Raw genomic sequence first — 23055 nt, 5'->3', positions numbered from 1 at the left:
TAACGATGTTTTATGAATTAGTAATCCAAGTGAATTAATGAATGTCACGGAAAAGACCGATCACTTTGCCTAAAATACTCACATGTTTCAAACGCAATGGCTCAAATGTTGCATTCTCAGGTTGGAGACGAATATGATCCTTCTCCTTATAAAATGTCTTAACCGTTGCCTCATCATCCTCAGTCATGGCCACAACAATGTCTCCATTATCTGCGGTTTGTTGCTGTCGAACAATGACATAATCCCCATTCACGATACCGGCTTCAATCATACTGTCCCCAACAACGGAAAGCATAAACACTTTTTGATCGCCTACATAATGAGTAGGGAGCGGGAAGTAATCTTCGATGTTTTCAGTTGCTGTAATTGGAACCCCAGCGGTTACTTTACCCACGACTGGAATTCGTGCAACGCTGTGGGCAAATTGATGAGAATGCTCTGACTCTTCCTGACTTAACAGCTCAATTGCCCTTGGCTTGGTAGGGTCACGTCTGATCAGACCTTTTTTCTCTAAACGATCCAAGTGTCCATGAACCGTGGAACTGGAAGCCAGTCCAACCGCTTCACCAATTTCTCGTACGGAAGGAGGATACCCCTTCAACCGGACTTCATTACGTATAAACTCCAGAATAGCCTGTTGCCTGCTGGATATCTTCGACATACCGTATCAACCCCATTTTAGTAACGTTTGGGAAAATTATAACATAGAACCTCCGTTCGTACAAACGTAAGTTCTAAATAATTTGCAAAATTTAAATATTTTTTGTCAATTGATCATGGATTGTAGCATAGATAGCTTAAATTTGAGTTTAAACAGATGAAAATTTTCGGAAAAAGGAATTTTTATAGTGGGAAAAAGAGCGAACAATTGTTCTAAAAAAGTTCTTGAACAAAACAAGTGTTCGTGTTATATTGTTTCCAAGAGATAGGAACAAACGTTTGGAGGCGGGATACATAATGAGATATTCAACTTATCAGAGCATTTATGAACCAGTAAATTCAGAGGTTGTGAATTCTAACATAGGGCAAATGAAAACAATATTAACACGTTTTAAACTTTCTAAAGGGCTAATCAAATTAGTCATTGCTTCATTAATTGTATTTATAGGCTGTAGCACTGTGCTAACGGTTTTTGCAGGTAATGAAAATGATTTGCTTCCTGGAGGGAAAATTGCTGTTTCCCAAGGTGAGACGTTATGGAGTATTTCTCTAGAGCATAAACCAGCGACGATGGATACACGTGTATATATAGAAGCAATCATAAAAGTGAATCAACTTGCATCAACGACAATCCAGACTGGACAAGTTCTGATTCTACCTCAGTTTGTTAAATAAAATTCATGTATACTTAATTTGACGCGCGCCAACTTGACAAGCTGCCTTGATCATGTCAAAGTTAATATGACTTTGTATTTTTGGAGGGGACAAGCTTGGATATAGATAGTCTGGTAGCACGTATTAACGAATTGGCTCGCAAGCAAAAATCCACTGGACTGTCAGAGGAAGAACTTACTGAGCGTGCTAAATTGAGAGAAATCTATTTGGGTAATATTCGTAACAATTTCAGACAACAGTTAGATTCGATCGAAATTGTTGATGATCCAAGAGGCCAAGGCCACCAAGGCAAACTCAAACATTAACCTTATTGAAACCTAAACATATCATTATGATATTTAGGTTTCTTCATGTTAGTTGAGAATGCTTACAATAAGGGGGAAAATCGGTTTGTTATTAAGCATATAAACCGATACATGACACATAAGGGGGATTCACATGTCGCGGCGTTCGTTCGAGAGAGCGGTTAGAAAAAATTCGAAACAATTAAACCAGCAACGTAAAAAAAGCGGTCAATCAGTGGTGGGAAATCCAGGTGAAAATATTTACAAAGGAAGAAGCTTGTTATTCCCGATCTTTCTAATTGGACTGGCTTTTTTATATCTATTCATGAGCACCTTTTTAGTGCAAGCTCCGATGACAACCTGGGATTGGGTCACGATGCTACTGTATGTCTTGTTGGCAGTTATTTTTATGCTTCGCCGTCCTTACATTAAAATCAGCAGCAACCGGATTATTACGACCAAAGGGAACCGTGAACGCTCCATTGGCGTTGATGATATTATCAAGTTCAGATTTGAACCAGGTACTGTTGTAATCGAGCATAACAGCCGTGGGAAAAGATGGGTTTTCACCAAGTTGTTAAATCGTTACGATACGGAAGCCATTACAGAACGTTTGATGCAATTTGCAAAAGCACACCAGATCACCGTAGAAACCATTGATAAGTAATTAATGTATAAAGGGGAAGATGATCGGAATGGCATTGAAAGCAATTATGTTCGACCTGGATGATACTTTATTGTGGGACGAGCGCAGTGTTCGAGAGGCTTTTCATGAAACTTGTGTAATTGCAGCAGCAGAAACGGGCATTGATGCTGAAGCACTCGAAGAGGCTGTTCGTAACGAAGCACGTGAACTATATGAATCCTACGAAACATTTCCTTTTACCAAAATGATTGGAATCAATCCTTTTGAAGGATTATGGGCGAACTTCACGGGAGGGGAGCAACCGGAATTTCGTCAGCTTGAACAGTTGGCTCCTATCTACCGGAAGGAATCCTGGCGACGTGGCTTATTAAAGCTTGGTGTTGATCGGGAAGAATTAGCTGAAAGATTGGCCTCACAGTTCGGCACAGAACGCAGATCTAGACCCCATGTTTATGAAGAAACGATGGATACATTACGTCATTTACAAGGAAAGTACAAACTGTTGCTATTGACCAATGGTTGTCCTGCTTTGCAACAAGAGAAGTTAGACGGTGTACCTGAGTTATCTCCATTCTTCGATGAGATCATTATCTCGGGAAGCTTTGGGAAAGGTAAGCCGGACCCATCTATTTTCGAACATGCTTTAAATAAACTGGGTGTCAAACCAGAAGAAAGTATGATGGTAGGCGACAAATTAACAACGGATATTCGTGGAGCGTTATCTTCGGGTATTCGAGCAGTTTGGATCAACCGTGAGAATAAAGTAAATAATGAATCCTACTCGCCAGATCATGAAATTAAACATTTATCAGAGTTAGAGGGCCTAATCGCTAATTTCTAAATATCGATTAATGTAAAAAAACTAATATCTGCTTTTTCATTGTGATCTAGTATGGGTTGTGGCATGGATGATGTTTTCTATCATGTGTCGCAACCCATTTTTTGTTTTTAACCTCGCTTGTAACTGTGTTATTAGTACATTGTTACAAGTGAGTTTTTATTTTTTACGAAAAAGATATTGAAATAAATAAATGACTGCTTTAGAATACAACTAACATACTAGTATGACTAGTATTTAATGTAACTGGTAAGTCATCAATTTCAATCATATTAACTCCAAGCGTTAGTTATTCGAATTTGTATCTTAATTATGATTAAAAATGATATATCTCCCTTCAGAAGAACCAGAAGAAAGACTTCATTTTTATCGTTTATATTGTAAGCGCTTCATTCCCGAACTTTTCTCTTAAAGAACCATCTAAAGTGAGTGCTCGATTGCAATGAAACTCTACTCGACTGAATGGTTATTTTACATAACAACTAATTCAAAACGATATTTTTACTTTGCAGTGGGGGTGAATGTGAATTGTGAATTGTGAATTGGACAGTGTATAAAGGCTTTTCAACTAGAAAAAAGAGAATTTGAATCCAATAAAACGATGTATTTGTTAATCAAGTTATGGATTGGAGTGAATAACACATGGAGTCAGAAACAGCAAAGGCAGCAATTCCTGTAATATCTGTACGCAAAGAAAACAGGCTGCGGACAGCAGCTGCGTTAATTCGTAAAGATTGGCAATTGTACTCGTTGTTAGTTCTTCCCATCATTTATCTGATTATTTTCAAATATGGTCCTATGTTAGGAAATATCATTGCTTTCAGGCGATTTGTACCGGGCGGAAGTATTTTTGGAGAAACATGGGTAGGTTTTCGTTATTTTAAAATGTTCATTGAGGACCCGACATTCTGGCGCGTGTTCAGTAACACCCTCATGCTCGGCGGACTTGCATTACTATTTACGTTTCCGATGCCGATTATTTTTGCATTAATGCTCAACGAGGTGAAGAGCAAACGATTCAAGAAGTTCGTTCAGACAGCCTCATATCTACCTCACTTCCTGTCCATCGTTATTGTAGCAGGTATGATTCTTCAATTAACTGCAGTGAATGGATCAATCAACGGACTTGTCGCTTTTTTTACAGGTGATAACATTCCTTTCATGCAGCGTGCAGAATGGTTCAGAACCATATATATCTCTTCTGAAATCTGGCAAGGTATGGGTTGGGGAGCGATTTTATATCTGGCTGCATTGACCACAATTGATGATTCTTTGTATGAAGCGGCTCGCATCGATGGAGCAAATCGGTGGAAACAAACGATCCATGTAACGATTCCAGGCATCCTGCCAACGATTGTAACGCTACTGATTTTAAATATGGGGAACTTCCTGGCCGTAGGCTTCGAAAAAATCTTGCTTTTGTATAATCCACTTATTTATGAGACTTCTGATGTAATTTCAACTTATTTGTATCGTGTGGGTCTTGAGTCCAGCAATTTCAGTTATGCCACAGCCATTGGTTTGTTCGAATCCGTAATTGGGCTGACTCTGGTTTTCTCAGTGAACGCAATCTCACGCAAATTGACACAACGAAGTTTATGGTAAAGGAGGAGCATCATGCAGGAATCCAGATCATACAAGGTTTTTAAAGTGTTCAATGTCATGTTCTTGCTGTTTATTGTTTTTATTACCCTGTATCCCTTCCTTAATGTGGTCGCCCAATCCTTCAGCAGTGAGGCATATATTAACTCAGGCAAGGTAAGTTTGTTCCCTCGGGGCTTCAATGTAGACACGTATAAAACCATATCCAAAGACAACATGTTCTGGTTGAATTATAAAAATACCATTATTTATACGGTCGTAGGTACGTTGATCTCCATGTTCATGACAACCATTTTTGCTTACGCATTATCTAAAAAAAGACTGATGGGACGTAAATTTCTGACGATGTTTGCCGTGTTTACAATGTTCTTTAGCGGAGGTCTGATTCCTAACTACGTTCTGATCAATTCTCTTGGTTTCAATAACACCATGTGGGCTCTCGTTGTCCCGGGTGCAATAAGCATATATAACATGCTCATCATGAAATCTTTTTTTGAGAACATGCCGGAAGAGCTCGAGGAAGCTGCAGCAATCGACGGTTTGAATACGTACGGTATTCTGTTGCGCATCATTTTGCCTCTAAGTAAAGCGGTCATGGCTACGATGGTGCTGTTCTACGCGGTTGGTCATTGGAACTCATGGTTTCCGGCCTTCTTGTATATGGACAAAAAAGAGCTGTTTCCGGTCACAATCTATTTGCGCAACATGATTGCCGGAGCAACTAGCGGAGCATCTGCTGGTGCGACCTCTGCGGATAACCTGACGCAGATTGCAGCTAATATCAAATCGGTAACTATGGTCTTAACGATCCTTCCGATCTTAACCATCTATCCATTTGTACAGCGTTACTTTGTAACCGGTATCATGTTAGGGTCTGTTAAGCAGTAATCATTGCACACATGGTGTTAGATTTTAAAACAAAGGGGATGAACGTGTTGAAAAGGAAGCCGCGTAAACTGATTGGAAAGATGATTTTGGCTATGACGATGTCAGCTGTTCTCGCTGCTTGTAGCAGTGGTGGAGCTGGAACGGGCCCAGATATTTCGGAGGTAGGCACGAAATCAGCGATGGAGAACTACAAAGTGGGTGATACCTTTAAAGCAACAGAACCGTTTAATCTTTCTATTTTATATAGTGACCAACCGACGTATCCATACAAAAAAGATTGGCTGCTTTTCAAAAAGATCACCGAGATGACAGGAGTTACCCTGGAGCCAACAATTGTGCCGATGAGTGATTATCCGCAAAAAAGATCGCTATTAATCAGTTCCGGAGATGCACCGCTTGTTATTCCTAAGACTTATCCAGGTGAAGAGGCTCCATTTGTATCCTCGGGAGCGATTCTGCCGATCAGTGATTACATCGATCTCATGCCTCACTTCAAAGATAAGGTAGAAAAATGGAAGCTCGAACCTGAACTTGAAGGGCTTAAGCAGGAAGATGGCAAGTATTACGTCTTACCTGGATTACATGAGGAAGTGTGGCCGGATTACACCTTAATCGTAAGGAATGACCTTTTCGAAAAGAACAACATCGCTATTCCTACTACTTGGGATGAAGTCTACACTGCTGCGAAGAAATTAAAAGAAATTTATCCGGATTCCATTCCATTCTCGGATCGCTTCGAGTTCAAAAGCACACTCAGCATTGCAGCTGTCGGATATGGCACTAAGGCTGGATGGGGTTATGGAAACGGATTGACTTATAAAGCCGATCAGGATGAATTTGTCTATACAGCGACAACACCGGAGTACAAAGAGTTGCTTACGTTCTTTAACAAAATGGTTGAAGAAGGACTACTCGATAAGGAAAGTCTCACACAAGACGATGATCAAGCTACACAAAAATTTGTTTCGGGCAAATCATTTATGATTAATGGAAACTCACAGACACTCGTGCTTCATCGGAATGATATGAATAAAACGTTGGGTGAAGGAAAGTTCTCGATTACCAAAATTACAGTTCCAGGAGGGCCAAAAGGACAGTTAATGTCGGGATCAAGGCTCGAAAATGGTGTAATGATTTCGGGGGAAATTAAAGATTCTGACAACTTCAAAGCCATTATTCAATTTATTGACTGGTTGTATTACAGTGACGAAGGTCAGGAATTCGCGAAGTGGGGTGTAGAGAACGAAACGTACACCAAAGAAGGCGGTAAACGCAAATTGGCAGAAGACATCAATTACAATGGATTGAATCCTAAGGGCACGAAAGACCTACGTATTGACTTCGGATTCTCTGGCGGTGTTTTTGCATACGGAGGAACAACTGATTTGCTACAATCCATGTTCAGCGAAGAGGAACTTGTGTTTCAGAAAAATATGAAAGAAATCAAAGAAGTTATTCCGGCAGAGCCGCCAATTCCGTATTCTTCGGAGGATCGTGAACGAGTAACGCTTCTTAGCACACCGCTGAAAGACTACACAGATCAGAATACATTGAAGTTTATACTAGGTGAACGTAAGTTATCGGATTACGATACTTTCATTAAAGAGCTGGAGAGTCAAGGGTTGTCCAACTATGTGAAGATGGCAAATGACACGTACAAGGTATACAAAGAAAACAAACAATAAAATGTATTAGAAAGAAGCCCAGCTACCGTTTCGCTGAAGATATTTAAGTGGAACGGTAGTTTGTGCTAAGATAAGGGAATATGGCTGAGAGAAAGAGGTCAAAGCATGGCATTTAATCAGAAAACGAGGGGCTCTACCCGAGCCTATTCTTATAATTTGTTAAAAGAACGAATTCTTCATTTGGAACTGAAGCCGGGCACCAAAATATCTGAGAAAGAGATTGCAGATGAATTACAGGTAAGTCGCACGCCTGTGCGAGAGGCTTTCATGAAGCTGGCAGAGGAAGAATTGCTGGATATTATCCCACAGAGTGGAACGATCGTTTCTCATATTAACCTGGAGCATGTTGAAGAAGGCAGGTTTACGAGAGAAAAGATGGAGAAGGAGATCGTCATGTTAGCCTGTGCCTCATTTCCGGACGAGTATGCTTTCAGATTAGAAACCAATATTGCGATGCAGGAAGTGTGTATGGGCAAAAAGAACTTTTACCGCTTGTTCGAGCTGGACGAGGAGTTTCATCAGATATTGTTTCAAGGTACCGGAAAGCTACGAACGTGGAAGATGTTGCAACAGTTAAACATGCCGTTTAATCGACTGCGATTGCTACGACTCGCCGAAGATTCGAATCTCGAAGTCATTATCTCTCAACACAAAGAGATCTTGAGATTGGTGACAGAGCGCCGGCCGGAACAAGCTGTACAGGTCATGGAAGCACATCTCAGACTGGTAGTGGTAGAACAGGAAATGTTAAAAGATAAGTATCCTCATTATTTTATTTAAGGTCTGCCAGAGTGGAGTTGTTGTTCATGCTCTTGTTTACCATACTTTTAGTCACCGGAGCGAACAAGACAAGACATAATATATCCAGAACCAAGTCAACCCCTGACTCATATGAGTTAGGGGTTTGATTGATATTGCATTTAACCTTGAACCTAAAGTTTATGCATTCTTGATAAAGGTTGGGTCCGGATAGGGATCGGCAATCCAGCCGTCTTTTTCGATGAACAGGCGTACCGCAATGATTTGTTTGTTCTCCATTAATGTGAAGAAGTGCGGGGTATTCTCGGGAACGGAAATAACGTCTCCAGGAGACAACTCGACATTAAAATAACCTGTATCATCTGTTGCCTTGATGACAAAGATCCCTTTACCGGCAACAATGGCCCGAATCTCATCCTCGGCGTGAGTATGGATCTCCTCGAATTTAGCGAGTTTTTCTTCAATATCAGGTGTTTGTTCGGAGAGAGTGATCACATCCCAGATCTGGTAACCACGACGAGCCGCTAGATCTTTGATCTCATAATCAAAGGTTTCCAATACTTCTTGCTTCTGGTCGTCGGTCAGACCAAAGTTATTTTGCAGATCAGGGCTTAATTTGGAAGCGTCCCACTTTTCAAATAAAACATCATATTTGTTCAAAAAATTTCGAACGTTCTCGTCTCCAGTGATGCGTTCGTTCGTATTTCGGATAACAATTTCAGCCATGTTCTTTCCCTCTTTTCCACTTGGATTAATTGATATTATAGCGGATTGCTCAAATTTTGTCGATTCACAATTCTACTTACATTCCCGTAAAACCGGGACTTTTCGGGAGAAAAACCGATCTTTCACATTAAGTAAGTTTCTGTTAAACTAAGATTTAACGTTTTGCGGGGGTGAAGGTATTGGATAAGCTTAGTCTACATGATGCATTAAAACAACGAATATTGATCCTCGACGGCGCAATGGGGACAATGATTCAACAAGTTGATCTGACCAGCGAGGATTTCGGCGGTGAAGATCTGGATGGATGTAATGAAATGTTGGTGCTTACCCGTCCAGACCTAATCCAGCGTATTCATGAAGAGTATCTGGAAGCAGGGGCCGATTTAATAGAGACCAATACATTCGGTGCGACTTCAGTCGTGCTTGCTGAATATGATATTCAAGATCGTGCACGGGAAATAAATCTGGAAGCAGCTAGAATTGCTAAGGCAGCGGTTGACCGCTTTTCCACACCTGAGTCACCCAGATATGTGGTCGGTGCGATGGGGCCGACAACCAAAACACTTTCTGTAACTGGCGGAGTGACATTCCAAGAGTTGGTCGACAGCTATTTCGAGCAAGCCCTTGCTTTAATAGAGGGAGGCGTTGATGCGCTACTGCTTGAAACTTCACAGGATACCCTCAATGTCAAAGCAGGAAGCATTGGCATTCAGCAGGCTTTTGACCAGAGTGGAACGAAGCTGCCTTTGATGATCTCAGGAACAATCGAACCAATGGGTACGACCCTGGCGGGCCAGAACATTGAATCATTTTATATATCCTTAGAACACCTTAACCCAATTTCAGTGGGACTAAACTGTGCGACCGGTCCGGAATTCATGCGTGATCACATTCGTTCCCTGTCTAGTATGGCATCAGTAGCTGTGAGTTGTTATCCTAATGCTGGCTTACCTGATGAAAATGGTAACTATCACGAATCACCAGATTCGCTAGCTCTGAAAATTGGAGCCTTTGCAGAACAAGGATGGTTGAATATTGCTGGAGGATGTTGTGGGACAACGCCAGCACATATCAAGGCAATGCGGGATATGCTCGCCCAATACCCCCCAAGGGAATTGAACGGTACACATCCACCAGCTTTGTCTGGGATCGACCCAGTGTATGTTGAGCAGGACAATCGTCCTTACATGGTTGGTGAGCGTACCAATGTATTAGGTTCAAGAAAATTCAAACGACTCATTGTCGAAGGAAAATACGAAGAAGCTTCAGAAATTGCCCGGGCTCAAGTGAAAAACGGAGCACACATCGTTGACGTATGTGTACAAGACCCTGACCGCGAAGAAACGGAAGACATGATCAAGTTCCTCGAACTGGTTGTCAAAAAGGTCAAGGTCCCGTTAATGATAGATACTACAGACGCCGCGGTTATTAATACAGCTTTACAATATTGTCAAGGGAAGGCGATCATTAACTCCATTAACCTTGAGGATGGCGAAGAGAAATTTGAATTGGTAACACCACTGTTGCATAAATACGGCGGTGCCGTGGTGGTTGGTACGATTGACGAGCGAGGTCAGGCGATCAGTCGTGAAGACAAGCTTGAAGTGGCCAAACGTTCGTATGATTTACTGGTGAACAAATACGGCTTGAAGCCTGAAGATATTATTTTTGATACTCTAGTGTTTCCGGTAGGTACGGGTGATGAACAGTATATCGGCTCAGCCAAGGAAACCATTGAAGGAATTCGTATCATTAAGGAAGCGATGCCGGAATGTCATACAATTCTAGGAATCAGTAACATTTCCTTCGGGTTGCCTGAAGCTGGCCGTGAGGTGCTAAACTCTGTTTTTCTGTATGAGTGTACCAAAGCTGGACTGGATTATGCCATTGTGAATACTGAAAAGCTCGAGCGCTATGCATCTATTCCAGAAGAAGAGCGCAGGCTCTCTGAAGAGCTTTTGTATAATACAAATGATGACACACTCGCTGCGTTTGTAGCAGCTTTCCGGAATAAAAAGGTGGAGAAGAAAGAAAAAATATCCAACCTTTCATTAGAAGAGCGTCTTGCATCTTATGTCGTTGAAGGGAGCAAAGAGGGACTTCTACCTGACCTCGAGCAAGCTCTCACCAAATATTCAGCGCTTGAAGTCATTAATGGTCCGTTGATGCAGGGTATGGAGGAAGTTGGACGGCTCTTCAACAACAATGAGTTAATTGTGGCTGAGGTGCTTCAGAGCGCGGAAGTTATGAAAGCATCTGTTGCTTATCTCGAACAGTTTATGGAGAAAAACGAAACTTCTGTTAAAGGGAAGATTATTCTTGCCACGGTTAAGGGAGATGTACATGACATCGGTAAAAACCTTGTGGAGATCATCTTATCCAATAACGGTTACCGTATCATAAATTTGGGTATAAAAGTACCACCTGAGCGTATTATTGAGGCGTACAGAGAAGAAAAGGTGGATGCGATCGGCCTTTCCGGTCTGCTCGTAAAGTCTGCCCAGCAGATGATCCTCACCGCTCAAGATTTGCGTACTGCTGGAATCGATGTACCTATTATGGTAGGTGGCGCAGCGTTAACACGTAAGTTCACGAAGAACCGCATTCGTCCAGAATATAATGGAATGGTTGTCTATGCGAAGGATGCTATGGATGGCTTGGATCTGGCGAATAAGTTGATGAATCCTGTTACGCGTGAAGCGATGCAAGCTGATATGGAAGCAGAAAAAGAAGCGGATGCTTCAAACGCAGGAGAAGTTCAGGCGCTTCCTGAGCTTACTCGTGTAGAACGTTCAGCCATTTCCGCTGATCATCCGGTTCTTGTACCACCTGATCTGGAGCGTCACACATTGCGGAATTATCCGTTATCACATATCCTGCCATATGTGAATATGCAAATGCTTCTTGGTCATCATCTGGGGCTGCGCGGCTCTGTTGAGCAGTTACTCGCTGCCGGTGATCCTAAAGCAACTGATCTGAAAGCAGTCGTAGACGGTATTATGCAGGAAGCGGTTCGTGATGGAATCATTCAGGCTCATGCGATGTATCGCTTTTTCCCTGCACAGTCGAGCGGCAATAGCATCATCATTTATGATCCGCAAGACACGAGCAATATCCTCCATACCTTTACGTTCCCACGTCAAAAGGTGGAACCATTCTTGTGTCTGTCTGACTTCCTAAAGCCTGTTGAATCAGGTGAAATGGACTATGTGGGCTTCCTGGTGGTTACTGCGGGACATGGTGTACGTGAGCTCTCAACGAGATGGAAGGAGCAAGGGGACTACCTACGATCCCATGCATTGCAGTCGGTGGCACTGGAAGTAGCAGAAGGATTGGCGGAACGTGTGCATCATATGATGAGAGATATATGGGGCTTCCCGGATCCGGCTGATATGACCATGAAGCAACGTCATGGCGCACGCTATCAGGGGATTCGAGTTTCCTTCGGTTATCCAGCCTGTCCTGATTTGGAAGATCAGGGGCCGTTATTCAAGCTGATGCAGCCTGAAGATATTGGAGTAGAATTGACGGAAGGGTTCATGATGGAACCGGAAGCGTCTGTGTCAGCGATGGTGTTCAGCCATCCACAGGCCAAATATTTTAACGTCGAAAAAGCATAAATTGGTAAGTTGTCAGCAAGCCCTCCGCATGGTCGGGGGTTTTTTGCTGGCAACAGAAAGAGGTGCGATCCAGAATGGAACTATATTTCCTGGGAACCAATGCTGGTGTACCAACGCTCCAACGGAATGTAACGTCCATTGGACTTCGTTTGTTGGATGAACGCAGAGCGTTGTGGTTATTCGACTGCGGGGAAGGAACGCAGCATCAGATTTTAAGTTCACCACTCAAATTAAGTAAATTAGAAAAAATATTTATTACCCATCTGCATGGCGATCATGTTTTCGGATTACCAGGCTTGTTGTCCAGCAGAGCTTATCAGGGTGGAACAACACCGCTTACGGTGTATGGTCCGCCAGGAACGGAACGGATGATTCTAACAACTTTGGAGCTAAGTCAATCCCGGTTAAATTATGAATTAAATATTGTGGAGCATACGGGTGGGATCGTATTTGAAGATGACAGTTTTATCGTGGAATCAGCTCTGCTGGAACATCGGATTGACAGCTATGGGTATCGAATTACGGAGAAAGATCGACCAGGCAGTCTCGACCCAGCCAAATTGGCAGAATACGGTCTGAAACCAGGCCCTTTATTCGGAAGATTAAAGCGTGGCGAAATGATTACACTGGATAGTGGCGAAACGGTACGTCCAGAGGATGTTCTGGGTGCCCCAAAACGAGGGATGGTTATCACCATTCTGGGGGATACGCGACCGTGTGATAACGTTGTGCCGCTAGCCCAAGATGCAGATGTACTAATTCATGAAGCGACTTTCATGCAAGATCTAGCCGATACGGCACATGAGTATTATCATAGTACTTCCAAACAGGCAGCGGAAGCGGCAAGGGCAGCGAATGTAGGTCTGCTCATTATGACTCACTTCAGCTCACGTTATAAGGATGAGGAACAACTTGAACCTCTTTTAGAAGAAGCGAAATCCATTTTTCCAAATACACGACTTGCGAACGAGCACCAGCTTATTCCTATTATTCATGGCAAGCAAAATACATCGCAATAGCTGAAGGGCCTAAAGATGGAGCAGGCCTTAATCAACTACCGGTAAAGTGCAGCGGGACTGAGGGAGAATGTTCCCAAGGTCCCTTTTGCAATCTTGTCTGAAAGCGTGTAGGATGGGCAATATGAGCAGGGAAATATTCTGAATTATTTTCCGGGAAAGCGCAGGAAATGACAAGCTTGTACAGAAGACGCGTGAGTCAAACCGTCTGAGTTCGATCTGGTTCGACTGGTTGTGTGTTTCTCCGAGATTGAATATTTTACATGCTTGAATACATAGATTGCAGGTGTTGTTCGTTACCTAATTTTTATTAATAGCATAAAATGTTAACGCAATGAAGGAAGGACGTGCTATGTATGATTAAAGCCTATTTGATTGATCTGGATGGTACGCTCTATCATGGAAGGCATCGTATTGATGGAGCTGATCGGCTCATCCAGACGCTGAAAGAGCAGGGGGTACCATTTTTGTTCGTAACGAACAATTCATCCCGTACACCTCAAGGTGTAGCCGATCATCTGAACGGGATGGGGATTGAAGCCGATGCATCAGAAGTATGTACTTCAGCGGTGGCTGCTGCTGAATACGTTGCGGCGCAATCTCCAGGGGCGAGAGTAGCGTGTATCGGGGAAACAGGACTGATTCAGGCTATAGAGGAAGCTGGTTTAATTCTGACGGAGGATCAGCCCGAAGTCGTGATTCAAGGTATAGACCGCGAATTTTCCTATCAAAAGTTAACGAAAGCACTTCGCTGGATTAATGGAGGAGCTCAATATATTTTGACAAATCCAGATCTTCAGCTACCGGGTGATGATGGATTAATGCCTGGTGCCGGAACGATAGGGGCTGCTATTGAGGCGGCAACCGGCGTACAGCCAACGGTGATTGGCAAACCTTCAAGCATTATTATGAAATCAGCCATTCGCAGGTTGAATAAGAAAGCTGAAGAAGTGGCTGTCATCGGAGATAATATGCGTACAGATATTGCTGCAGGCGTGGCTGCGGGTTGTGAAACATTGCTTGTATTAACGGGCGTGACAACTCATGAAAATATGGATGGGCATATTCAGGCGGTGAAAGCACGTCCAGATCATGTATTTGAAGATTTACATACACTGACTGCATGGTTAGCCAAACAGGCAGACCAGGCTTCCAAAAAGGAGTAGATAAAGAATGCCAGAGTTACCTGAAATGGAAAATTACCGGACATTATTGTCTGAGCATATACTTGATTTGCCGATTACTGGTGTAATTGTGAACCGCGAAAAAACGATTAATACACCTCCTGATGTCTTCATACAGGAGTTAACAGGCAATCGCATTGTTTTCGTGGAGCGCCGTGCCAAACATCTGATCTTTCATCTCGCAAACGGAAAACGACTTGTGTTACACCTTATGCTAGGTGGCATGCTGTTCTGGGGCACAGAGAACGAGCGTCCTGACCGCTCTACACAAGTGGAAATACAATTCGGAGAACATATTTTATTCTTTATCGGCCTACGTCTAGGTTACTTACATCTGATGACTTCGAAGGAAACGGAAGCGGCAATGTCTGATCTTGGTCCAGAGCCGCTGGATCGCCGAATGAATAAGGAGCGTTTTGCTGGGTTGCTTAAAGGGCGCAGAGGTACACTTAAAACAACGCTTGTAAATCAACATATCATTGCGGGCATTGGCAATTGTTACTCGGATGAGATTGCCTTTGCTGCTGGGCTAAGACCAAGCTCGAAAACTCAAAATATTGCGAACTCACCTGAATTGGTAGAGCGCTTGTATCATTCCATGCAATCGGTGCTTCGAGAAGCTGCATCTGAGGGTGGATATATGGAAATGCCACTGATGCAGGGAGATACCAAAACAGGGAAATTTGATGAGCAGTGCCGGGTCTACGACCGAGAAGGAGAGGCTTGTCCACGCTGTGGGGGAACGATCGAGCGAGTTGAAATTACGGGCAAAAAGGCATTTTTCTGTCCGAAATGTCAGCATGAAGCCTAAAACCGGCATCGGCGCACATGTCAGCACTAGAGGTGGATTTTTGCAGGCGGCCAAGCGTGCCTATGAGATGGGAGCAACGGCTTTTCAATATTTTCCGAAAAACCCACGCAGTCTCAATTTGAAACGTCTGGATCTGAAGGATGCTGCACTGTGCAGGGAGTGGTGCGAGGAGCAGGGGTTAGCATCCATTGCTCACTCTCCCTATCCCACGAATCCGGCACTTGGCATGACCCGTGGAGAGGCGGGGTTTCATGCGATTGTTTCTTCCATTCGTAATGATCTGGAGATCTCGGATGCATGCGGGTCTGTTGGAACGGTTGTTCATTTTGGCCACGTTCAAACGAAGGACCCACTGGAAGGATACCACAATTTGATTCAATGTCTGGATACCGCGCTGGAAGGGTGGCAGGGTGAATCTAAGATTTTGCTTGAAAATCAGGCAGGTGATCATGGCCCTATGGGAACAACTATGGAGGAGATGATCCAGATTCGCAAGCTAAGTCGGTACCCGGAACATATTGCTTTTTGCTTCGACACATGTCATGCTTTTGCTTCAGGGATGTGGACCACCGGAGATGAGGCGGCTTTGTTAGATAAGGGTCGGAAGCTTGGATATTGGAATGTTCTAGCTGCTGTTCACTTTAATGATTCCAAATACGCTTCAGGTCTGAACAAGGATAGACATGCGAGGATTGGCCAAGGGTATATCGGCTATGAATCGATGCAGAGACTGCTGCAATCGCCCGAAATTCAACAAGCCGTTGTTGTATTGGAGACAGAAACTGGAGAAGATGGAACGTACCGTGAAGATATACAGCTCATGCGTTCCTGGTTATAAGTTGGGAGGTGCAAGACGATGCATGTTTTTCTGGATGATTATCGTGCTTGTCCAAAAGGGTTTGTTCTGGCTACCAACGCAGAGGAATGCCTTTTATTGTTGAGAGAAGGCGAAGTAGACATTTTATCACTCGATTATGAGCTTGGTCCCGATTCCATGAACGGTGGCGAGATTGCTGCTGCGATTGTAAGGGAAGGGCTGTATCCACGTGAAATCTATTTGCATACATCGAGCATGTATGGAAAACGTCAAATGTACGAGATTCTGTATAGTAATAAACCTGAGTCCGTTGTTATCCATAACGGCCCGATGACAGGTGAAGTCATGCTTCGAGTGGCTGCGGAGGCTGAGGAACTATGAAGCCAATCACGTCTAAGATGTTGATGCGTGGTGTATGGGAAGGTGTACCACAGGCTGTGTTTATCTATACCCCGTTATGCGGAACGTGTGTGGCAGCACGCCGTATGTTGGAGGTTGCTGAGCATATGTTACCTGAAGGTGTTTTATATGAAATGAACATTCATGATATTCCTGAACTTATACAGCAGTTTCAGATTTCGAGTGTCCCAGCGTTAATGCTGTTTGATGGAGAGGTGGATGTGCCTTCAATGGTGTACCGTATGAATTCGGTTGAACATCTGCTCAATGAAATTCGGAAAGCGGTGTTGAAATGAGTATCGTTATGATGGAGCATGTTTCGCTTCGCCGTGAAGAAAATCAGATCCTGGATGACGTTCATTTACATATTCAACCAGGAGAACACTGGGTTATCTTGGGTCGTAACGGATCAGGTAAAACTACGTTGCTTGAGATGATGAATGGCTATATGTTTCCAAGTACAGGACGTATCGAGGTGCTCGGTAATGTGTATGGTCAGTGCGATGTGCGGGAGGTTCGCAAGGAAATCGGTTATATTAGTCAAACACTGATTGAGAAACTGACATTACGCGATCCGGTGTGGGAAGTTGTCGCTACAGGTGCCTATGCCTTTTTACGCTTTTATCAGACAATCCCCGATGAAGTGAAAGCCAAAGCGATTCAACTGCTTGATGAAATGGGTTTCGCGAAATTGGCAAATCAACCGCTTGGATCATTATCTCAAGGAGAACGTAAAAAAGTCATGCTGGCACGTTCGTTGATGGCTGAACCTAAATTGCTTATTATGGACGAGCCTTGTGCAGGACTAGATTTATATGAACGCGAGAAAATGCTGATCGAGATCGATCGTTTGCGCCAGCGAAATATAACGGTGGTATACGTCACTCACCATGTGGAAGAGATCGTGCCATTATTTACTCATGTCGCTTTAATCCGAGATGGACGCATTGCGTCGGCTGGACCGAAACATGAGATATTAACAGAAGATACAATTAAGCTTACGTATGATATTCCGGTAGAACTTCAGTGGCATGAAGATCGACCGTGGATACACGTACGTTCTGGAGGGTAACACAAGTTGAGTATACAATCGTCTAAGGGAGAATCAGATTTTTCCCGCTTTATATGCACTGCCAATCATGGTTTCGCGCCTTATGCGCAGGAAGAGCTACGCCGTACCTTTGGGGCAGTTAAGAGTTCCGTGCTCGTTCCAGGAGAAATTTTACTTGCAGGATTGCCAGCAGCAGAGGAAGAGGTCTCGGTTAGATTGCTACAACAATCCCCAACGTTTTTACGTCACATCCAGCCCGTTCAATTTCAAGAGAATGCAGAAGATGTGGAACAGTCTTTCGAAAAGCTAATTGCATTTATTACGAACCATAAAGAATTGTCGGGTGCTCAGGTCGTCATACAGACTCGCAAAACGGAAGGTTCTTTTTGGCATGAGAATGCCGCATCTTTAAAACAAACATTAACTGAAAAGCTGGTTGATCTAGGATGTGAGTGGGTCACTCGTGATGCTGATTATGTCATTTCGGTATTTGCGGCGGATGACATGTTGTATGCCGGTGTGTCTAGACCGGAACAGAACCTGTCAGACTGGAGCGGCGGAGCAATTCGATTTCAAAAGGAAGAGGGGCAAATTTCGCGAGCCAAGTTTAAGTTACTTGAAGCCGAGCAGACGTTTGGTATTGATTTTACTTCTTTTCACAGAGCTTTGGATATCGGCGCAGCACCCGGTGGATGGACATCGTTTTTGCTTGAGCGTGGTCTAGAGGTAACAGCAGTTGACCCAGCGAAAATGGATGCATCTTTACTGACGTCACCTAAATTAACCTTTCTGAAGAAAAATGCAGGTGATGTTCGTTTTCGTGAAGGTGAGTTTGACCTGCTTGTATGTGATATGAGTTGGAGTCCCAAGCTGATGAGCAAGCTTGTATCCGATCTCTTGTATAGTCTTCAATCCGGTGGAACCGCAATTGTAACGGTAAAATTGATGCATAAAAAACCACTTGCGCTTATCAAAGAAGTGATTGATACGTTCGAACGATCTCGTATGCAGATTCAACGTTCAAAACAGCTGTTTCATAATCGTGAAGAGATCACATTGTATATGGTTAAATATTAAGCATTTTTATTGTGGAATTTCTGCTTTACAATATATGATGATGTGTACTATAATGATACCAATATTAACCATCACAGTGCGAAATCCAAGGGAAAGCATCCCGAAAAGAACAAGACTGGAATCCCAGTTTTGTTTATTTTCGGAGAAGCTTTCCCTTTTTTGTGCTGTGTGAGAGGAGGTAAATCTATGAGACATCCGGCCAGGCTGGAACGAGGAAGCCTGCTGGGAGGGAGATATCGTATCCTATCCATTCTTGGTACAGGAGGAATGAGCCATGTGTATGAGGCTGAGGACCTGAAGCTACCAGGGAAAATATGGGCTGTGAAAGAAAGTGTTACGAAGATGCCCTATGAAGGTAGCATGGAGAGGGAAGCAGCTCTGCTAACATCACTGCGCCATCCGAGACTTCCGCAGATTGTTGATTTTTTTGCACCTGATGAAGAGGGATATACCTACTTGGTCATGGAATACATTGAAGGGCTCACTCTAAGTGACTATTTCAAGCAGCACCGTGGGAAAATTCCGATAGCGCAATTCACAGGATTTCTACATCAATTGTTGGATGTGTTCAGTTATCTACATAATCTGAATCCTCCAGTCATTTACAGGGATTTAAAACCGTCTAACATTATGATTACACCGGAGCATGAAGTATGCTTAATTGATTTTGGTATTGCTCGTAATTATAAAAAGCAGCATGTGGAAGACACAGTTAAACTAGGGACCGCTGGATTTGCGGCTCCGGAACAGTACGGTTCGGGGCAAACAGATGCCCGCTCAGATCTGTATGGTCTTGGTGCTCTGATGTTATATCTGATGACAAGCGGAGCTTATACCGAATGGATTCAAGGGGTAGAAAGTTCTATACGGAGTGATATTCCGCGAACTTACATCCCTGTTGCTAGGCGGCTGTTGCGATATGATGCTGAGGAACGGTTTCAATCGGCTGATGAGGTCAGAAAAGAGCTTCTTCGCATACCAGGATTAACAGCACCCGATTCAGATCGTCACATGACACTTAGTGGAGGGACGCGGGTGATCGCACTTATGGGTGCATCAGCTGGTGCGGGTGTAACGCATACAGCCATTGCCATAAGCCATTATCTGGAGAGACAGAACTTCAAAGTTGCCGTTATTGAAATGTCACCTCGCTCTCAATCCTTTACACGAATCCAGCATATAGTGCTAGGCAGTACACCAGTAGCATCCAGTAGGAAGTTTGTAGTGGATGGGGTGCATTATTGGAAGCAGTCGGGCCGAGCAGATATTTTATCATTGCTAGGGGGGAGCTATCAGTTCATCGTGATGGACCTCGGAAGCGGTCAGGATCAGAACCGTTTTGAGGAATTTCTACGTGCAGATCTGCCTATCGTTATCGGTTCAGGCGCAGAATGGAAGCAAGCAGAGATTAGTGCTTTTGTGCGTACACACCATCGCTATCCCCGGGAAAAATGGATATACTGTCTCCCTCTTGCTGCTGCAGATGCTGTGAATCGTATACGTAAAACGCTCGATACCTCCAATGTGTACGGGTTGCCTCTACAACTCGATCCTTTTGACAAGGAGTCACAGATGGATAAAGTGTTTTCACAAATTTTGGGACATTTAATGGCCAAACAGCCCCAGAAGCGTTCATTTTTTTCACGTAGAAAAATACACCAGTAGAGGAGATAACGAAAGGAGAGCCTTTTTTGTCCAAGTTAAGAAAACAAAGTCGTCAGTTGATTTTTGCAGGGCTGATTGGAGCAGGAGCTGTGGGTATAATTTTTGGCGGATACGTAATATACCAGTTCAAAACATCAGATGATGTTCGATCTGCTATAGAGACTCGTTATTTATCAGCCTATGAGGAGAAAGAAGCTGCACTGTTACAGCAGTGGAATTCTGGTGCCCAAGGTTGGGTCACGCTAAGAGATATTGAAGCAGGAGAACCTATACTGCCCAATGACATGAAGCTGATGGCTATACCTGATGCGCAAGCTCCTCGGAATTTATGGTCAAGTACGAAGAAGCTCGAAGGGCATTCAGCCAAGATTGAATTAAAAAAAGGAACAGCGATTACAACAGAGATGGTATATGAAGATACACCGGCACCACCAGACCTAAGAAATCGGGAACTGCAAGTTGTATTACTGCCTTCCTCACTTGCAAAGGGCGATATCATAGACGTCCGAATTCAGTTTCCCACAGGTCAGGACTATATTCTTTTATCCAAGAAAAAAGTGGAACAGTTAAATGCTGCAACACTTTGGATTACGATGACTGAAGAAGAGATTTTGTCGCTATCCAGTGCCATTGTAGATGCCTATTTACATAAAGCTTCAATCTACGCTTTAACTTATGTAGAACCACAATTTCAGACAGCGGCGATTCCAACATATCCGGCCAATTCCGAAGTATTGAAGTTGCTGGAAAGTGATCCTAATATTGTTCGTCACGCCGAACAAGAATTATCACGACAAGTTAGAAGCTCACTTGAAAGCTCGCTGGCTGCTTCCATGACAGCACCATCCAAAGGTGTTGAGCAGGATGTGGCGCAATCCTCGGTTACGTATAACCAGAGGCCCACACCACACGATTCATCAGAGGCAGACGGAACAATCTGGAGTGACGGTGACGGAAATAAGATAGCAGATCAAGTTGGAGATGGGACAGACGTCACCCAATCCGCCACAATGAATGAACAGCAACAACTTCTTATGGGAAATAAGTAAAACCATTCAATAATATATTCAGATAACAACATTAAAACGAGATTAGGGAGCGCTGATCAGTGCACATATGGATTTTTGCAGGTTTGTGTGAGAAAAATGATCTGATGTTATATCTGTGCAAAATACTTGCGTCTACAGGAAAGCGAGTTTTGCTAGTGGATGGTACACTACAGCAAAAATATGGATACAGCATTGGAGATCATCAGTTATCTTTACGGATTGCGGAGTTTGAGGGATTCGACATTGCCTGTCATTTTGTCACCTCCACAGCAGTTGAACATCATTTACAGATAAACGGTGAGGCGTTGGACAATTATGATTATGTGTTATATGACGTGGAGACGCTGCACTTTGCTTCGCGGAATCTATGGCTAACGGCAGACATCCGAGTTTGGGTGAGTAATTATGAAAGGTACAATCTGGAGCGAGGAAAAGGGTGGTTGGAACAGCTAATATCGGAGCAGGAACTTCCTGCAGAGTTGCTCTTCCAGCGGATGCTGATCAATGGTGTAGATTGTAGACTTGAAGCTCATTATTTATGGGCTTATCTAGAGGGTGGTCCATTTCAATGGTCTGGGGAGTCCTTGATCCTCCCTTGGGATGAACTGAGCGCTGCGGTCAAGCTTGAAAATGAACACCATCGTCGATTGGAACTGAGCCCGCTGTCTAGAAACTACAAAAAGTCTTTAAGTCGTATTGTGGAGCAGTTAACTGGTTGGGAGAAGGTTCGCAGCCGACATGCAATTAAAGAAGCAGGGAGGAAGAGAGCATGAGTACGGTTACGTTTTGGAGTCCGTTTTCTGAAATGGGCTGCTCATCGAGTGCTTTGATCGGTGCTTACGCGATGGCAATTCAGTATAGAACCAGAGTTCTCCTAGTTAATACCGGATTGGCGAACAGCGGTATAGAAGCAGGATTACATCAGGAAGAGAAAGTTTCGAATGATGTTGTGTATTCTTTCGAAGAGAACGGTTGGGACGCTGTTGAACGGCTTTTTCTGAGCGGTAGTCTGAGTAAGCACAACTTAAGGGATTACACGAAACCGCTTGTGAAGGATAGACTCGATCTTCTGACCGGAAGCATGAACAGGGGCGAGCGCACTACAAATGAGAATAGGAGGTTGTTGAAAACGCTGTTAGAGGCCGCCAATCAATGTTATGATCTGGTTCTTCTCGATGCAGGATCCACTAGTGTGGATTCACTATATATGGTGCAGCATTCAGACTATGTTGTTGTTGTTCTGAATCAAGATATGAGACATTTGGACATGTTTTTTAAACAGATTCTACCTGAACAATTGAGTGGAAATAATCTACACATTCTCATCAACAAGTATGATTCACATTCTCGCGCCAGTCTCTCCAATATTAAACGCAGCTTCAGGTACAAAGAGAGTCTGTCCGCTATCCCTTATCAGACAGGATTTCTGGATGCTATGAACCGCAGGGATGTAGCCAGATATCTGCAACTTGAAAATTGGAGTGAGAAGAAGGATGTCCGCAAAGGAAGTTTTTCCGACGGCATGGGTGAACTCGCTCGTCTGGTCATGGATGGTGCGGGTATGCGTACTGTGCTGAAGAGGCTGGAAAGGGGAGCCTGATTC

Annotated in this window: 23 protein-coding genes; 21 read left to right on the top strand and 2 right to left on the bottom strand. The window is 43.5% G+C overall.

Going from position 1 to position 23055, the window contains the following annotated elements; translation table 11 throughout:
• Positions 1–34 precede the first annotated feature (34 nt).
• On the bottom strand, positions 35–661 hold the full coding sequence (lexA, locus tag PQG66_RS07705) for a transcriptional repressor LexA (protein ID WP_272036966.1): 627 nt from the start codon (positions 659–661) through the stop codon (positions 35–37).
• A gap of 296 nt (positions 662–957) precedes the next feature.
• On the opposite strand from lexA, the gene PQG66_RS07700 reads away from it, so the two are divergent.
• The 8 genes from PQG66_RS07700 to PQG66_RS07665 all read left to right on the top strand — a co-directional run bounded on the left by PQG66_RS07700 (position 958) and on the right by PQG66_RS07665 (position 8058).
• A complete protein-coding gene (locus PQG66_RS07700) occupies positions 958–1335 on the top strand; it encodes a LysM peptidoglycan-binding domain-containing protein (RefSeq protein ID WP_272036962.1) in 378 nt (125 codons plus the stop codon).
• Between the two features lie 95 nt (positions 1336–1430).
• On the top strand, positions 1431–1640 hold the full coding sequence (locus PQG66_RS07695) for a DUF896 domain-containing protein (protein WP_272036960.1): 210 nt from the start codon (positions 1431–1433) through the stop codon (positions 1638–1640).
• Between the two features lie 133 nt (positions 1641–1773).
• Positions 1774–2286, top strand: a complete 513-nt coding sequence (locus PQG66_RS07690) for a hypothetical protein (RefSeq protein WP_272036958.1) — start codon at positions 1774–1776, stop codon at positions 2284–2286.
• A gap of 28 nt (positions 2287–2314) precedes the next feature.
• On the top strand, positions 2315–3106 hold the full coding sequence (locus tag PQG66_RS07685) for an HAD family hydrolase (protein ID WP_272036956.1): 792 nt from the start codon (positions 2315–2317) through the stop codon (positions 3104–3106).
• A 639-nt stretch (positions 3107–3745) separates the two neighbouring features.
• On the top strand, positions 3746–4708 hold the full coding sequence (locus PQG66_RS07680; protein ID WP_272036955.1) for an ABC transporter permease: 963 nt from the start codon (positions 3746–3748) through the stop codon (positions 4706–4708).
• A gap of 12 nt (positions 4709–4720) precedes the next feature.
• Positions 4721–5593, top strand: coding sequence for a carbohydrate ABC transporter permease (locus tag PQG66_RS07675; RefSeq protein WP_272036953.1), 873 nt, complete (start codon positions 4721–4723; stop codon positions 5591–5593).
• A gap of 38 nt (positions 5594–5631) precedes the next feature.
• The gene (locus PQG66_RS07670) at positions 5632–7278 is read left to right on the top strand and encodes an ABC transporter substrate-binding protein (protein WP_272036951.1); all 1647 of its coding nucleotides are present in this window, start codon (positions 5632–5634) and stop codon (positions 7276–7278) included.
• A 105-nt stretch (positions 7279–7383) separates the two neighbouring features.
• The gene (locus tag PQG66_RS07665) at positions 7384–8058 is read left to right on the top strand and encodes a GntR family transcriptional regulator (RefSeq protein WP_272036949.1); all 675 of its coding nucleotides are present in this window, start codon (positions 7384–7386) and stop codon (positions 8056–8058) included.
• A 159-nt stretch (positions 8059–8217) separates the two neighbouring features.
• On the opposite strand, the gene PQG66_RS07660 is transcribed toward PQG66_RS07665, so the two are convergent.
• Entirely contained in the window at positions 8218–8763 is a 546-nt protein-coding gene (locus tag PQG66_RS07660) for a cupin domain-containing protein (RefSeq protein WP_272036947.1), read from the bottom strand.
• A 179-nt stretch (positions 8764–8942) separates the two neighbouring features.
• Here PQG66_RS07660 and metH point away from each other — a divergent pair, with 179 nt between their 5' ends.
• The 13 genes from metH to PQG66_RS07595 all read left to right on the top strand — a co-directional run bounded on the left by metH (position 8943) and on the right by PQG66_RS07595 (position 23052).
• A complete protein-coding gene (gene metH, locus PQG66_RS07655) occupies positions 8943–12383 on the top strand; it encodes a methionine synthase (RefSeq protein WP_272036945.1) in 3441 nt (1146 codons plus the stop codon).
• A gap of 74 nt (positions 12384–12457) precedes the next feature.
• Positions 12458–13402, top strand: a complete 945-nt coding sequence (gene rnz / locus PQG66_RS07650) for a ribonuclease Z (RefSeq protein ID WP_272036943.1) — start codon at positions 12458–12460, stop codon at positions 13400–13402.
• Positions 13403–13755: 353 nt separating this feature from the next.
• Positions 13756–14565, top strand: coding sequence for a TIGR01457 family HAD-type hydrolase (locus tag PQG66_RS07645; RefSeq protein WP_272036941.1), 810 nt, complete (start codon positions 13756–13758; stop codon positions 14563–14565).
• 7 nt (positions 14566–14572) lie between these two features.
• Positions 14573–15394: an Fpg/Nei family DNA glycosylase gene (locus tag PQG66_RS07640; protein WP_272036939.1), complete on the top strand. Its 822-nt coding sequence runs from the start codon at positions 14573–14575 to the stop codon at positions 15392–15394.
• Positions 15384–16232: a deoxyribonuclease IV gene (locus PQG66_RS07635; protein ID WP_272036937.1), complete on the top strand. Its 849-nt coding sequence runs from the start codon at positions 15384–15386 to the stop codon at positions 16230–16232. The genes PQG66_RS07640 and PQG66_RS07635 overlap by 11 nt, the downstream gene beginning before the upstream one ends.
• Positions 16233–16250: 18 nt before the next feature.
• Positions 16251–16592 (top strand): cyclic-phosphate processing receiver domain-containing protein, encoded by a 342-nt coding sequence (locus PQG66_RS07630; RefSeq protein WP_272036935.1) that lies wholly within the window; start codon positions 16251–16253, stop codon positions 16590–16592.
• On the top strand, positions 16589–16906 hold the full coding sequence (locus tag PQG66_RS07625; RefSeq protein ID WP_272036932.1) for a thioredoxin family protein: 318 nt from the start codon (positions 16589–16591) through the stop codon (positions 16904–16906). Before PQG66_RS07630 ends, PQG66_RS07625 begins: the two co-directional genes overlap by 4 nt.
• Positions 16903–17682, top strand: coding sequence for an ABC transporter ATP-binding protein (locus PQG66_RS07620; RefSeq protein WP_442955055.1), 780 nt, complete (start codon positions 16903–16905; stop codon positions 17680–17682). The genes PQG66_RS07625 and PQG66_RS07620 overlap by 4 nt, the downstream gene beginning before the upstream one ends.
• Positions 17683–17688: 6 nt before the next feature.
• Positions 17689–18738 (top strand): SAM-dependent methyltransferase, encoded by a 1050-nt coding sequence (locus tag PQG66_RS07615; protein WP_272036930.1) that lies wholly within the window; start codon positions 17689–17691, stop codon positions 18736–18738.
• Positions 18739–18924: 186 nt separating this feature from the next.
• Complete coding sequence (locus PQG66_RS07610; RefSeq protein ID WP_272036928.1) at positions 18925–20403, top strand: serine/threonine protein kinase; 1479 nt, start codon at positions 18925–18927, stop codon at positions 20401–20403.
• Positions 20404–20429: 26 nt separating this feature from the next.
• Positions 20430–21452 carry an SAF domain-containing protein gene (locus PQG66_RS07605; RefSeq protein WP_272036926.1) on the top strand — a complete coding sequence of 341 codons (1023 nt, stop codon included), beginning with the start codon at positions 20430–20432 and terminating at the stop codon, positions 21450–21452.
• Positions 21453–21511: 59 nt separating this feature from the next.
• Entirely contained in the window at positions 21512–22225 is a 714-nt protein-coding gene (locus tag PQG66_RS07600; RefSeq protein ID WP_272036924.1) for a hypothetical protein, read from the top strand.
• Positions 22222–23052, top strand: coding sequence for a hypothetical protein (locus PQG66_RS07595; RefSeq protein WP_272036922.1), 831 nt, complete (start codon positions 22222–22224; stop codon positions 23050–23052). The genes PQG66_RS07600 and PQG66_RS07595 overlap by 4 nt, the downstream gene beginning before the upstream one ends.
• Positions 23053–23055: the final 3 nt, after the last annotated feature.

The sequence above is a fragment of the Paenibacillus sp. JJ-100 genome, assembly GCF_948329825.1.
In the GTDB taxonomy this organism is placed as follows: Bacteria; Bacillota; Bacilli; order Paenibacillales; family Paenibacillaceae; genus Paenibacillus.
The sequence above is the reverse complement of the archived record's forward strand: the minus strand, read 5'-3'. Positions and strand labels throughout refer to the sequence as shown.